At 70.7% G+C, this 13,088-nt stretch carries 11 protein-coding genes and 1 riboswitch; of the genes, 9 read left to right on the top strand and 2 right to left on the bottom strand.

Annotated elements, in window-relative coordinates; genetic code table 11:
* The first annotated feature begins 8 nt into the window (after positions 1 to 8).
* The 3 genes from thiO (at position 9) to moaA (ending at position 3,632) form a co-directional block, all read left to right on the top strand.
* Positions 9 to 1,127, top strand: coding sequence for a glycine oxidase ThiO (gene thiO, locus VZL07_RS36725; RefSeq protein WP_426752612.1), 1,119 nt, complete (start codon positions 9 to 11; stop codon positions 1,125 to 1,127).
* Between the two features lie 182 nt (positions 1,128 to 1,309).
* Positions 1,310 to 2,545 (top strand): HD-GYP domain-containing protein, encoded by a 1,236-nt coding sequence (locus VZL07_RS36730; protein ID WP_426752613.1) that lies wholly within the window; start codon positions 1,310 to 1,312, stop codon positions 2,543 to 2,545.
* Positions 2,546 to 2,612: 67 nt separating this feature from the next.
* Positions 2,613 to 3,632 (top strand): GTP 3',8-cyclase MoaA, encoded by a 1,020-nt coding sequence (gene moaA, locus VZL07_RS36735; RefSeq protein ID WP_426752615.1) that lies wholly within the window; start codon positions 2,613 to 2,615, stop codon positions 3,630 to 3,632.
* 82 nt (positions 3,633 to 3,714) lie between these two features.
* On the opposite strand, the gene VZL07_RS36740 is transcribed toward moaA, so the two are convergent.
* Together VZL07_RS36740 and thiC are read right to left on the bottom strand one after the other, a co-directional pair.
* Positions 3,715 to 4,053: a DUF4870 domain-containing protein gene (locus VZL07_RS36740; RefSeq protein ID WP_426752616.1), complete on the bottom strand. Its 339-nt coding sequence runs from the start codon at positions 4,051 to 4,053 to the stop codon at positions 3,715 to 3,717.
* Between the two features lie 167 nt (positions 4,054 to 4,220).
* Positions 4,221 to 6,095, bottom strand: coding sequence for a phosphomethylpyrimidine synthase ThiC (thiC, locus tag VZL07_RS36745; RefSeq protein WP_426752617.1), 1,875 nt, complete (start codon positions 6,093 to 6,095; stop codon positions 4,221 to 4,223).
* 46 nt (positions 6,096 to 6,141) lie between these two features.
* Positions 6,142 to 6,249: riboswitch (TPP riboswitch) on the bottom strand.
* Positions 6,250 to 6,458: 209 nt separating this feature from the next.
* Between thiC and VZL07_RS36750 the strand changes: the two genes are divergently transcribed.
* The 6 genes from VZL07_RS36750 to VZL07_RS36775 all read left to right on the top strand — a co-directional run bounded on the left by VZL07_RS36750 (position 6,459) and on the right by VZL07_RS36775 (position 13,085).
* Positions 6,459 to 6,890: a CBS domain-containing protein gene (locus VZL07_RS36750; protein ID WP_426752618.1), complete on the top strand. Its 432-nt coding sequence runs from the start codon at positions 6,459 to 6,461 to the stop codon at positions 6,888 to 6,890.
* Positions 6,891 to 6,922: 32 nt separating this feature from the next.
* Complete coding sequence (locus VZL07_RS36755) at positions 6,923 to 8,377, top strand: SLC13 family permease (protein WP_426752619.1); 1,455 nt, start codon at positions 6,923 to 6,925, stop codon at positions 8,375 to 8,377.
* A gap of 117 nt (positions 8,378 to 8,494) precedes the next feature.
* Positions 8,495 to 8,992: an OsmC family protein gene (locus VZL07_RS36760; RefSeq protein ID WP_426752620.1), complete on the top strand. Its 498-nt coding sequence runs from the start codon at positions 8,495 to 8,497 to the stop codon at positions 8,990 to 8,992.
* 27 nt (positions 8,993 to 9,019) lie between these two features.
* On the top strand, positions 9,020 to 10,435 hold the full coding sequence (locus VZL07_RS36765) for a sigma-54-dependent transcriptional regulator (protein WP_426752621.1): 1,416 nt from the start codon (positions 9,020 to 9,022) through the stop codon (positions 10,433 to 10,435).
* A gap of 335 nt (positions 10,436 to 10,770) precedes the next feature.
* Complete coding sequence (locus VZL07_RS36770; RefSeq protein WP_426752622.1) at positions 10,771 to 11,166, top strand: BlaI/MecI/CopY family transcriptional regulator; 396 nt, start codon at positions 10,771 to 10,773, stop codon at positions 11,164 to 11,166.
* Entirely contained in the window at positions 11,163 to 13,085 is a 1,923-nt protein-coding gene (locus VZL07_RS36775) for a M56 family metallopeptidase (RefSeq protein ID WP_426752623.1), read from the top strand. Before VZL07_RS36770 ends, VZL07_RS36775 begins: the two co-directional genes overlap by 4 nt.
* Positions 13,086 to 13,088: the final 3 nt, after the last annotated feature.

Genomic DNA, 13,088 nt, shown 5'->3' on the forward strand with positions numbered 1-13,088 from the left:
AAGCGCCCATGAACGCTTCGGACGTCATCATCGTGGGCGGGGGCATCATGGGCTGTGGCATCGCGCTGCGACTCCGGCAGGCGGGAGCACGCGTCGTGGTGCTGGAGCGGTCCATTCCTGGCGCGGAGGCGTCCAGCGCGGCGGCGGGAATGCTCGCGCCGCAGATGGAGTCCGACGGACCGGGCGCGTTCCTGGAGCTGTGCCTCCGCAGCCGGGGCATGTACCCGGCCTTCGCCGCGGAGCTGCGCGAGCTGTCGGGTGTGGACGTGGCGTACCGGCCCAGCGGCATCCTCAAGGTCGCCTTCGATGAGGCGGGCCTGCACCACCTGGACGCCACGGTCGCGTGGCAGAAAGGGCTGGGGCTCCGCGCGGAGCTGCTCGACGGCGCGGGCGCTCGGGCCCTGGAGCCCCGCTTGTCCGCGAAGGCGGTGGGCGCTGCCCACTTCCCGGATGACCACCAGGTGGACAACCGGCTCCTGGTGCGTGCCCTGACGATGGCCGCCGCGCGCGTGGGCGCGGAGTTCCGCAGCGGCTATGTGCGCGGCGTGGTGCAGGAGGGCGGCCGGGCAGTGGGCGTGGACCTGGACGGCGAGTTGCTGCGCGCCGACGCGGTGGTGCTGGCCGCGGGCTCCTGGTCCGCCCTGGTCCACGGCGCGGGCGTGGAGGCCCGGGCGGTGCGGCCCGCGCGTGGGCAAATGGTTCAATTCCAGACACGGCTGCCGCTGATGGACCGCGTCCTGGTGTCCGAGAAGGGCTACCTGGTGCCTCGTGCCGACGGACGCGTCATCGCGGGCAGCACCATGGAGCTGGTGGGCTTCGACAAGCAGGTGACGGCCGCGGGGCTGGCGCGCATCCTCGACATGGCCCTGGAGCTGTGCCCGGAGCTGGGCGCGGCCCCCGTGACGGAGACGTGGGCCGGCTTCCGCCCCTGGACGGAGGACAAGCGCCCCTACCTAGGGGAAGGCCCCCTGCCCGGCCTCTTCCTGGCCACCGGTCACTTCCGCAACGGCATCCTCCTGGCGCCCATCACCGCGAGGCTCGTCGCGCAGGCCGTGCTGGGCGAGAAGCCCGCAGTGGATCTGGCCCCCTTCCGGTACGACCGCCCCTCGGCGCCGGCACGAGCCTGAGGGTCGACCGACGCATCGGGTCAGGGCCCCTGAGGGAGCCCACCGGGCCGCGAGGGAGGGCCCCCCTGCCCGCCTACCCCACCCGCCACGCTCCCCAAACGATCAGCCGTGAACCCTGATCCGATGCTAAATTCCCGGACTCGTTGGCCAATGAAACCCGGAAACCTCTAGAATCGCTCGCCGTGGAAGCCATCCCCCCTGCCCCACCCCGAATCCTCATCGTCGACGATGACGACTCCGTACGCGACGTCATCTCTGTCCTGCTGCGTGAGGAAGGCTACAACTGCGTCGTCGCCAACGGGGCCGAGATGGCCCTGGACCTGGCGGGCGAGGAGGAGACGCCGCTCGTCATCAGCGACATGAAGATGCCGGGCAAGGACGGCCTGTGGCTGCTGGAGAACCTGCGCGAGCGGCTCCCGGACACCTCGGTCATCATGCTCACCGGCTACGGCGACACCGAGTCCGCCGTGGACTGCCTGCGCCGCGGCGCGGTGGACTACCTGCTCAAGCCACCCAAGCTCACGGACCTGATCCGGGCCATCGAGCGGGCGCTGGCCAAGCGCCGCATCGAGATGGCCCGCAAGCGCTACCAGAAGAAGCTCGAGCGCAAGGTGCGGGACAGGACGGCCGAGCTGCGCAGCGCCCTGCGCGACATCGCCAACACCTACCAGAACACCCTGCTGGCCCTGGTGGCCGCGCTGGACGCGCGCGAGCACGAGACGAGCGACCACTCCCAGCGCGTGGTCAGCTACACGTCGGCCATCGCCCAGCGCATGGGCATCCAGGGCAAGGAGCTGGAGGAGATCGGGCGCGGCGCGCTGCTGCACGACATCGGGAAGATTGGCGTGCCGGACGCGGTGCTGCTCAAGCCCGGCAAGCTGACGCCGGACGAGTGGCTGGAGATGCGCAAGCACCCGGAGATTGGCTTCCAGATGATCCAGAACATCCCGTTCCTGGACACGCCTGCCTCCATCGTCCTCTCGCACCAGGAGCGCTGGGACGGCGCTGGCTACCCGCGCAACCTCCAGCGGCACGAGATCCACATCGGCGCGCGCATCTTCGCGGTGGCGGACACGCTGGACGCGATGACGAGCGACCGGCCGTACCGCAAGGGCACGACGTTCACCAACGCCATCCAGGAGATCAAACGCTGCGCCAACACGCAGTTCGATCCGGAGGTCGTCCGGGCGTTCCTCGATATCGGCGAGGAAGGGTTGATCCGCATCAAGCAGGAGATGGCGACGAAGAAGCTGCAGCTCCCACAGGCCGAGCAGGACGCCAGCGACGCGGAGGCCGAGCTGGCCCGGCTGACCGACCTGGAGGACGACGTGGACGCCGCCACCCCCGGGCGTTCCGCCAGCGACGATGACGCGCCCAAGCCGGCCGTCGTCCGTTCGGCGGCGGGCAACAAGGGGTGAGCGGGGCAAGGCCCTGGCTGGAAGTGATGACCGTTGCGGGTGCGGCTGTTATGAGATCAGGCCCGCCGTGACGACCCTTGCTTCCCAGCCCGCGCCCTCCGCGCTTGCCCCGCCTCTGCTGGACGCGCAGGGGCGGCGGATGACGTACCTGCGGCTGAGCATCACCGACCGGTGCAACTTCCGGTGCAGCTACTGCTCGCCCGCCTCGTGGGGTGGCAAGCGAGACCTGCTGGGCCCCGAGGAGTTGGAGCGCATCACCACCGTCTTCGCGCGCATGGGCATCCGCCGCGTGCGGCTGACGGGCGGTGAGCCGCTGATCCGCCCGGACATCCTCGACATCGCGAGGCGCATCGCCGCGGTGCCCGGCATCCAGCACCTGGCCATCACCAGCAACGCCAGCCACCTGGAGCGGCTCGCCACGCCCCTGCGCGAGGCCGGCGTCACCCAGCTCAACCTGAGCCTGGACACGCTCTCCGAGGTGACGTTCCGGCGCATCTCCAAGCAGGGAGACTTCGGCGCCGTCATGCGTGGCATGGACGCGGCGGCGGCCGCCGGCTACGCGTCGCTGAAGCTCAACGTCGTCGTCATGCGAGGGGTGAACGACGAGGAAGTGCCCGCTCTGGTGGACTACGCGCACACGCGCGGCTTCACGCCCCGCTTCATCGAGCTGATGCCCTTCGGCCAGGGCACGCCGGTGCCCACCTCGGAGCTGGTGGAGCGGCTGCGGGCCTCGGGCCTGCCGCTGGAGCCCGAGCCCGAGGACACCCAGGACGCCGCCAGCTCCGCCACCTCCGGTCCCGCCCGCTACTGGCGCGCGCCCGCGGGCCGCGTGGGCTTCATCTCCCCGCTCACCCAGAACTTCTGCGGGGGCTGCAACCGCGTCCGCGTGGCCTCCAATGGCGACCTGCGCAGCTGCCTGGGCGGGCGCGCGCAGGCGCCGCTGCACCAGCTCATCCGGGGCGGCGCCTCCGACGTGGAGCTGGCCATGGCCGTCCGCCGCGCCCTGGGCGACAAGCCGGAAGGCCACCGCTTCACCGAGCCCGGCAACGGCGCCACGCTGCTCTCCATGATGGGGATTGGCGGCTGAGAACACGACGGGCGGGCCCGCGCCTTCGCGCCTGACCCGCCCGTGTGCGCCGGGCCCCTGTCCGCTGGGCCGGAACGACTCGCTACTTCACCAGCCGGATGTTGACCGGGTACTTGTAGAGCTGCCCCTCGTTCGCCTTCAGGCCCGCGATGATGCAGAAGACGAGGGCCGCGACACCGACGATCGGCAGCAGGATGGCGCCGACACCGATACAGATGGTGATGCCGCTGATGACGGCCGCGATGAAGACGGTGATCTGGAAGTTCAGCGACTCCACGGCGTGAGCCCGGATGAACGCCGACTCCTTGCCCTTCGTCAGCATCAGCACCAACGGGACGGCGAAGCCCAGCCCAAAGAGGCTGGCGGCCAGGGCGCCGATGTGAGCGAGCAGCCCCATCGTCTTCTCATCCTGGGTCGGCATCGGGGAGCCACTGATGAACGAACCCATTTGCTCCTGCGGCGGAGTCTCCATTGAAAATCCCCTCCAAAGATGACTCGGGCGCGCGCACCGCGCCCTTTGGGGTCCACCATGACACGCACCCGCGGCAAATGTCACGTCCAGGACAGGTGCTCTGACGGGTCACCTGTCTAGCGGTACAACTGGCTCCCCGCCTTCTTGAATTCCTCGCTCTTCTCCTCGAGCCCGGCCTGGAGCGCGGCGTCCTCGCTCACGCCCTGCTTCTCCGCGAAGTCACGCACCTCTTGCGTGATTTTCATGGAGCAGAACTGAGGCCCGCACATGGAGCAGAAGTGGGCGACCTTGGCGCCCTCGGCCGGCAGTGTCTCGTCGTGGAAGGCGCGAGCACGCTCGGGGTCCAGGGAGAGATTGAACTGGTCCTCCCAGCGGAACTCGAACCGGGCCTTGGACAGGGCATTGTCGCGCGCCTGAGCGCCTGGATGGCCCTTGGCCAGGTCCGCGGCATGGGCCGCAATCTTGTACGTGATGACGCCTTCCTTCACGTCGTCCCGGTCCGGCAGGCCCAGGTGCTCCTTGGGCGTCACGTAGCAGAGCATCGCCGTGCCGAACCAACCAATCATCGCCGCGCCAATGCCGCTGGTGAAGTGGTCATAGCCCGGCGCGATGTCCGTGGTGAGAGGCCCCAGCGTGTAGAAGGGCGCCTCGCCGCACACCGCCAACTGCTTGGTCATGTTCTCCTGGATGAGGTGCATGGGCACGTGGCCCGGGCCTTCGATCATCACCTGCACGTCGTGCTTCCAGGCAATCTTCGTCAGCTCGCCCAGCGTCTCCAGCTCGCCGAACTGCGCGGCGTCGTTGGCGTCCGCGATGGAGCCTGGCCGCAGTCCGTCGCCCAGGCTGAAGCTGACGTCATACGCCTTCATGATCTCGCAGATCTCCTCGAAGTGCGTGTAGAGGAAGTTCTCGCGGTGGTGGGCCAGGCACCACTTGGCCATGATGGAGCCGCCCCGGCTGACGATGCCGGTGAGGCGCTTCGCCGTCCACGGCACGTAGCGCAGCAGCACGCCGGCGTGGATGGTGAAGTAGTCCACGCCCTGCTCGCACTGCTCGATGAGCGTGTCGCGATACAGCTCCCAGGTGAGCTCCTCCGCCTTGCCGCCCACCTTCTCCAGCGCCTGGTAGATGGGCACCGTGCCGATGGGCACCGGCGCGTTGCGGAGGATCCACTCGCGCGTCTCGTGGATGTTGCGGCCGGTGGACAGGTCCATCACCGTGTCGGCGCCCCAGCGGATGGACCACACCATCTTCTCCACCTCCTCCTCGATGGAAGAGGTGACGGCCGAGTTGCCGATGTTGGCGTTGATCTTCACCAGGAAGTTGCGGCCGATGATCATCGGCTCCAGCTCCGGGTGGTTGATGTTGGCGGGAATGATGGCGCGGCCCCGCGCAATCTCGTCGCGCACGAACTCGGGAGTCATCTCGCGCGGAATCGACGCGCCCCACGACTGGCCCGGGTGCTGGGCCGCGAGCGAGGCCTCCACCCGGAGGTTCTCCCGCAGCGCCACGTACTCCATCTCCGGAGTGATGATGCCCTTGCGCGCGTAGTGCAACTGCGTGACGTTGGCGCCGGACTTCGCCACGCGCGGCTTGCGACGGTGGGCGAAGCGCAGGCCCGCCAGGCGCGGGTCCGCCTCACGGGCGCGGCCGTACTCCGAGCTGACGCCGGACAGGGCCTCGGTGTCGTTGCGGCCCAGGATCCACGGCTCGCGCAGCGCGGGCAGCCCCTGGCGCAGGTCGAGCTGTGCGGACGGATCCGTGTACGGCCCGCTGGAGTCATAGACGTGCACGGGCGGGTTGGCCGTCAGCTTCGCATCCGGTCCATGGCCGTGGCGCGTGGGCGTCTGGCTGATTTCGCGCATGGGCACGCGCAGGTCCGGGTACAGCGTCCCGGGCACGTACACCTTCCGGGAGGCCGGCAGCGGCCCCCGGCTGATTCCCTCCAGCGCCTTCCCATCGACCTTGAGACTCCTGGACGCTCCGCTCATCACGCTTCCTCCTCGGTAGGCGGACGGGCGGACGGTCGAAGGGCGGCAGGGCCCCGCGCCGCTTCCCTCCGCCGGTATGAACCGGTTCAGGTTCCAAGGGTCGGCCGGCACTACGGCCCTCTCAGCCCCTTCCGGGGCACCCCTAGCGACTGGGTGAGCATCTAGCGCACAGCGAGGCCGTCATCAACCCGCCCTGGCGAGTGAGGCGCCGTCACATGCGCAATCCCTGCGGGGAAGGGCCCGCCCGCGCAAACCTTGCGCCTTCCGAGGCCGGGAAACACCGTTCCCTGGGGCAGACCGGTTGGCCCCGGAGATGCACAACACAGGGACTCGTAGGGTTCCCCACAGCCAGGAGTGCCGCTCATGCAGATTGTTGGAGAGCTGATGACCCGTGACGTCGTCACGCTCAAGGAAACGCAGAACCTGGCCAAGGCGGACGAGCTGCTTCGCCTGCACCGCATCCGGCACCTGCCCGTGGTGCGTCAGGACAAGCTGGTGGGACTCATCACCCACCGCGACCTGCTGCGCGCCGCCGCGACGCTCGCCACCGACCCGGCGGCCCAGCCCTTGTGGGCCGCGGACATCATGACCCGTGACGTGCAAACGGTGCGTCCGGACACGTCGCTCAAGCGCGCGGTGACGCTGATGCTCGACCACAAGTACGGATGCCTGCCCGTGGTGGACGAGACGGGCTGCCTCCAGGGCATCCTCACCGAAGCGGACCTGGTGCGCTACGCGCAATACCTCATTGGCGAGCAGGACCGCCGGGACCTCGCGGCCGAGTACGGCGCCTGAGCCAGCCGCGTCCGCGCGCGAGGGCGGGCCCCATGGCGCTCCTCGCCGCGCGGCCGCACCACCCCGCCATGTCCCCCCTGCCCCTGGCCGGCCTGGCACCCGCCGAGGCCCCCTCCTCTCCGCACGACGAAAACTCCCACGGCGCCGCCTCGCGCGGAGGCCGCACCCGCCCTGCCCTGGCCGCGGCCGGGCTCGCCGCGGTGGCGCTGGTGGCCTTCTTCGGCCTCGAAGGGGCCGTGGCGACGCGCACCGTGCTCATTGGCGGCGCGTGCCTGGTGCTGTGGCTGACGGAGGTCGTCCCCGGCTTCGTGCCCACGCTGCTCCTGCTGGGGGCCACGCCCGTCCTCCTGGGGCCGCTGGACAGCGCCTACCACCTGCCCTCGGTGCTCGCGTGGTGCGCGGACCCGGTGCTCATCCTGTTCCTCGGCGGCTTCACGCTGGAGGTGGCGGCCATGCGGCACGGGCTGGACGCCTCGGTGGCGCGGCACGTGGTGCGCGGGTCCGCCGGACACCCGCGCCGGCTGGTGATGCTGGTGATGGCCGGCGTGGCCTTCCTCTCCATGTGGATGTCCAACGTGGCCGCGGCGGCGATGATGCTGGCCGCGCTGCGCCCCCTGCTCAAGGCCACGCCCGCGGGAGCTCCGTTGAAGCCCGCGCTGCTGCTCGGCGTCGCGCTGGCCGCCAACGTCGGCGGCATGGCCACCCCCGTGGGCAGCGGCCCCAACGCGCTCGCCGTCGCCGCCGCCGCGGAGCACGCCCAGGTCACCTTCGCGAAGTGGATGCTCTTCGCCCTGCCGCTCGCGCTGCTCCTGCTGGGGGTGGGTTTCGGGCTGATACTGCTGCGCTTCCGGCTGGGCGGCAGGCTGTCCCTGCCCGCGGAGGACGTGGCCTCAGCACCGCTGTCACGCGCCGGACGCCGCGTGCTCTGGGTGAGCGCGGTGTGCGTGGCGGCGTGGCTGTCCGAGCCGCTGCACGGCGTCGCAGCGCCAGTGGTGGCGCTGGGAGCCACCGCCCTGCTCTTCGGAACGGGCCTGCTGAAGCGCGAGGACCTGGGTCGGCTGGACTGGGCGACGCTGCTGCTCATCGCGGGGGGCATCGCCCTGGGCCGGCTGCTGGAGCACTCCGGCCTGGTGGCGCGCGCGCTGTCGGGGGCGGACCTGGAGGGCTGGCCCGTGCCGGCGCAGCTGGGCGTCCTGGTGGTCGCGGCGGCGCTGCTGTCCGCGCTGATGAGCAACACCGGCACCGCGGCGCTCCTCATCCCCCTGGCCACGCAGCTCCACCCCGCCGCCTCGACGCCCGTCCTCGTCGCCCTGGGGTGCTCGCTGGGCATGCCGTTCGTCATCAGCACACCGCCCAATGCGATGACGGTTGGCGAGGGGCTCGATTCGTCCGAACTGATGAAATTGGGGGTTCCCCTGATGTTGGGCGGCTGCCTGCTGGTTAGCCTCACCGGACCTACCGTGCTGCGCCTCTTGGGTCTGCCATGAGCTCCACTCCCCGACTGCCTGGCACCACGGTACGAACGCGGCGTCCCGGAAGAAGCACTCGCGCGGCATGCGCGTTGAAGGGGCACTGCCTGCTCTGTCTTCGGCGGAGGTGAGCCCGTGACGACCGTGACCATCAATGAGTATGAAACGCGCCTCTATTGGCAGGGAGAGCGCGGCGCCGTGCTGACGAGCGACCGAGCGCCGCCCGTGCCCATCGGCCAACCGCTGGCCGGGCAAGGCGCCGTGGCGGCGGGCCCCTGGTCCCCCGAGGCCCTGCTGGTGGGTGCCGTGGAGGGGCGGACGCTGCTGGCGTTCCTGGAGCAGGCGCGGGAGGCAGACGTGCGCGTGCTCTTCTACCAGAGCTCCGCGGTGGCCCGCGTGGTCTGTGGGCCGGACCAGCCGCCCCACCTCACGGACCTCATCGTGCGGCCACACGTGGCCGTCTCCAGCGAGGCCGACGCGGAGGCGGTCCGCCTCATCTTCTCCGAGCTCCCCTCGCACTGCTTTCCCAGCTCCGTCGTCCACATCACGCCCCGCATCGAACCCGTGGTGGAGACGTGGCACGCTCGTAGCACCGGACCGAGCGAGCCCTCCGCTACCATTTCCGCAACCTGACCTGACAGCAAAGGCCCCCACCTCCCCATGTCCGCACAGCGCATCCTGGTCGTCGACGATGAGGACAACGCCCGCCGGGCGATTGCCACCATCCTGAATGAGGAAGGCTACGAAGTGGCCGAGGCCGCCAATGGCGCCGAGGCCCTGGCTCGCATCGGTGAGTTCTCCCCCGCCGTGGTGCTCACCGACGTGCGCATGCCGCAGATGGACGGGCTCACGCTGCTGAAGACGGCGCGCGAGCAGGGCAGCGACGCCACGTTCGTGATGATGACGGCGTTCGCGAGCGTGGAGACGGCGGTCGAGGCGATGCGGTCCGGCGCGGACAACTTCCTGCTCAAGCCGCTGGACGCGGACCAGGTGCTCGTCACGCTGGGCAAGGTGCTGGAGAAGCGCAGCCTGCGCCAGGAGGCCGAGGCCCTGCGGGACCAGGTGCGCTCGCGCGTCCGCCGCTTCCACGACATCATCGGCGAGTCGCCGCAGCTCCAGGGCATCTACGACGTCATCCGCAGGGCGGCGGGCACGCGCGCCACGGTGCTCATCCTGGGCGAATCGGGCACGGGCAAGGAGCTGATTGCCCAGGCCCTGCACCAGGAGTCGCCACGCAAGGACAAGCCCTTCATCCGGGTGCACTGCGCGGCCTTGTCGGAGAACCTGCTGGAGAGCGAGCTCTTCGGCCACGAGAAGGGCGCGTTCACCGGAGCGCTGGCCCGGAAGGAAGGCCGCTTCGAGCTGGCGGACGGGGGCACCCTGTTCCTGGATGAGATTGGCGAAATCTCCCCCGCCGTGCAGGTGAAGCTGCTGCGCGTGCTCCAGCAGCGTGAGTTCGAGCGTGTGGGCGGCACCCAGACGCTGAAGGTGGACGTGCGCATCGTCGCGGCCACGCACCGCGACCTGACGGCGGAGGTGAAGGCGGGCCGGTTCCGCGAGGACCTCTACTACCGGCTCAACGTGGTGAGCGTGACGCTGCCGCCGCTGAGAGATCGCAAGAGCGACGTGCCCGCGCTGGTGAACCACTTCCTGGAGAAGTACGGCGACGCGTATGGCAAGCAGGTACGGGGGCTGGCGCCCGGGACGCTCCAGGCGCTGCTGTCCCACGACTGGCCGGGCAACATCCGCGAGCTGGAGAACGCCATCGAGCGCGCCGTGGTGCTGGCGCAGGGCCACGAGCTGACCACGGACGACTTGCCGCCCGTGCTGCGCGGCCCCCGGCCTCACGGGTCATCCGCGGGCGCGCTCATCCCGGGCGCCACGCTGGCGGCCATCGAGCGCGAGGCCATCCTGCGCACGCTGGAGATGGTGCAAGGCTCCACCTCGCGTGCCGCCGAGGTGCTGGGCATCAGCGTGCGCAAGATCCAGTACCGGCTCAAGGAGTACGGCACCCTGGGCGGCGCCCCGCTCAAGGCCGTACCCGACGAGGCGGATGACCTCGCGGCGGAGTCATAGCGGCTCCGGGAAGTCTGGGAATGGACTCGGGTACATTCCCCGGACATGCGCCCGAGTCCGAAGCGATGGCAGCGCTCCCGGGGAATCAAGTCCTGGCCGATCCCCTGCCACACCTCGAGCGACTCAAAGCACTGCGAGCCCCGCCGGTCTCCGCGGCGCCATCGGGCGCGCCTCAGGCCCCTGGCACACGTCAATCCCAGCGCACCGAGAGGTGCTGGGCCAACAGCGTCCTCCCACAGCAGGGCGCCCCCCTGGACCGGTGCCGCATTGTTCGGGGCGGACGTCTACGACGGGCGTCGTTGACTCTTACGACGGGCGTCGTAATACTCCGCGCCATGACCACCCACGCCCTCCCGCAGCCGACGCGTGCCGAGCTGGCCATCCTCCGTGTGCTCTGGAAGCAGGGCCCCTGCACCGTCCGACAGGTGCACGAGCTGATGCGCGGCACCCAGGACAAGGACACCGGCTACACCACGGTGCTCAAGCTCCTCCAGAACATGACCGAGAAGGGCATCGTCCAGCGGGACGAGAGCGAGCGGACCCACGTCTACGAAGCCGCCATCAGCGAGACGCGCACCCAGCGCGACCTGCTGCGCGACTTGATGGACCGGGCCTTCGGTGGCTCGGCCATGTCGGTGGTCGCCCAGGCGCTGTCCATGAAGCGCGCCTCCGCCGAGGAGCTGGCGGAGATTCGCAGGCTGCTCGACGCCCACGAAAAGCGGGGGAAATGATGGACGCGCGTTATCTCCACGCTCTGGAGCAGGCCCTGCTCGGATTCGTGTGGCAGGGGGCGGTGGTGGCCCTGGCCATTGCGGGACTCCTGGCCCTGACGCCGCAGCGCGCCGCTCGGACGCGCTATGCCACCGCCTGCCTCGGGCTGGTGGCCATGGCCGTCCTGCCCATTGTGACGTTCCTGATGGCCCTGTCGGAGGCCACGCACGCCGCGCCTTCCGGGACCTTCGCCCCCCTGGCCGACGCCAGCCTCGTGACGGTGGTCTCCACGGGCGGCGCCGCGCTGGCGGAGCTTCACTGGACCGAGGTCATCCGCCCCTGGCTGCTGCCAGCCTGGTGCTGCGGCGTCCTGCTGCTGTCTGTCCGGACCGTGCTCGCATGGGCCATCACCCAGCGGATGGCCCGGCGGGAGACGCAGGCACCCGCGGCCCCCTGGCGCGAGGCCCTGACGCGCGCGCTCGGCCGCGTCCGCCTGTCGCGCCCGGTGCGGATGCTGGCGTCCGCTCGCGTCGACGTCCCCATGGTCATCGGGCTGTGGCGGCCGCTCATCCTGGTCCCGGTCGGCGCCATCACCGGCCTGACCCCCGCGCAGCTCGAGGCCATCCTCGCGCACGAGCTGGCCCACGTCCGTCGCCACGACTACCTCGTCAACCTGCTCCAGTCCCTCGTGGAGACCCTCCTCTTCTACCACCCGGCCGTCTGGTGGCTGTCCCACCGTATCCGCGTGGAGCGCGAGCACTGCGCGGATGACCTGGCCGTCCAGTGCTGTGGCGACGCGGTGCTGTACGCCCGCGCCCTGGCCCACATCGAGGAGCTGCGCTTCACCGCCGCGCCCCAACCCGCGCTCGGCGTGGGCGGCGGCGCGCTGCTGGCGCGGGTCCGCCGACTGCTGGCTGATGTCGAGACCACCCCTCAGCGCCGTCCCTGGCGGCTCGCCAGTGGCCTCGGGAGCGCGCTGCTCGCCGTGGCGCTCGGGACCTCACAGCTCCCCGAGACAGCCCACGCGGAAGCCCCCGGGAGCCCGCTGCCCCTCGGCGCCGAAGCGCCCAACGGGCCCGCTCGCCCCCTGACGAGCTCCACCCCGATGCATCACCTGCTCGTCGCGCCCCAGGCCTTCACGTCCCCCTTCCGCCACGCGCCCGCGTCCGCGCAGCGGGCCGCGGTGGCAGCGCCGCCGAAGCCGGAGCGCGCGGCATCCGCGAAGGCCCGGCCCGCCCGCCCCCAGCCCCTGCTCATCCCGGATACGGGGGCGATTGGCCGCACGGAGCTGTCGCGCGTCCCCTACTCGCTCGAGGGCGCTCCCGCCGCGCCGGTGGTGGCGGACGACAGCGCCGCGCCCCAGCCCGACAGCGCCCTGGCGGACGTGGCCTCCGCGCACGCGGACGAGCACGCGACCGAGCTCCCCTCGGTGGTCGTCTCCGCGCCCGCGCCCGCCCGGGCAGCCGCGTTCGATGCCGTCTTCCGGCACATGAAGCAGTTGGCGCCCGTGAAGAAGCTCCGTCCCGGCATCACCCCGCCCCGATTCCTCTCGGGGGAGCGCATCAGCTTCCCCAACATCGCCTATGGGATTCAGTCGCAGCTCGGCGGCTTCCCCAAGGGCGCGGTGGTCGCCCGCTGCATCATCACCGCGCAGGGCTCCGTCACCGACTGCGAGCCCATCCAGGGGCTGCGGGGCCTCGAGGACGGCGTCATCCGCACGCTCTCCACGTGGCGCTACGAGCCCGCCATGCTCGATGGCAAGCCGGTGGCGGTGCGGTGGGTGTTCGACATCTGGTTCACCAAGGAGCCCGGCGGTGGCCCGAGCGAGTCCCGGCGCCTGGCGGGCGTCGACCTCTCCGACGTGCTGGGTGCCGCGGACACGGACACCTGCGACGACTGCGACGCCTTCGAGTTCCACAGCCCGACGGCCCAGCGCTGACGG

This window comes from Pseudomyxococcus flavus, from assembly GCF_050038885.1.
Classification (GTDB): domain Bacteria; phylum Myxococcota; class Myxococcia; order Myxococcales; family Myxococcaceae; genus Myxococcus; species Myxococcus flavus.

Coding starts and splice junctions, on each gene's coding strand:
- thiO (WP_426752612.1), top strand. CDS start 9: ATGAACGCTTCGGACGTCATCATCGTGGGCGGGGGCATCATGGGCTGT.
- thiC (WP_426752617.1), bottom strand. CDS start 6,095: ATGAGCGGAGCGTCCAGGAGTCTCAAGGTCGATGGGAAGGCGCTGGAG.
- VZL07_RS36775 (WP_426752623.1), top strand. CDS start 11,163: ATGATGGACGCGCGTTATCTCCACGCTCTGGAGCAGGCCCTGCTCGGA.
- VZL07_RS36770 (WP_426752622.1), top strand. CDS start 10,771: ATGACCACCCACGCCCTCCCGCAGCCGACGCGTGCCGAGCTGGCCATC.
- VZL07_RS36750 (WP_426752618.1), top strand. CDS start 6,459: ATGCAGATTGTTGGAGAGCTGATGACCCGTGACGTCGTCACGCTCAAG.
- VZL07_RS36755 (WP_426752619.1), top strand. CDS start 6,923: ATGGCGCTCCTCGCCGCGCGGCCGCACCACCCCGCCATGTCCCCCCTG.
- VZL07_RS36765 (WP_426752621.1), top strand. CDS start 9,020: ATGTCCGCACAGCGCATCCTGGTCGTCGACGATGAGGACAACGCCCGC.
- VZL07_RS36740 (WP_426752616.1), bottom strand. CDS start 4,053: ATGCCGACCCAGGATGAGAAGACGATGGGGCTGCTCGCTCACATCGGC.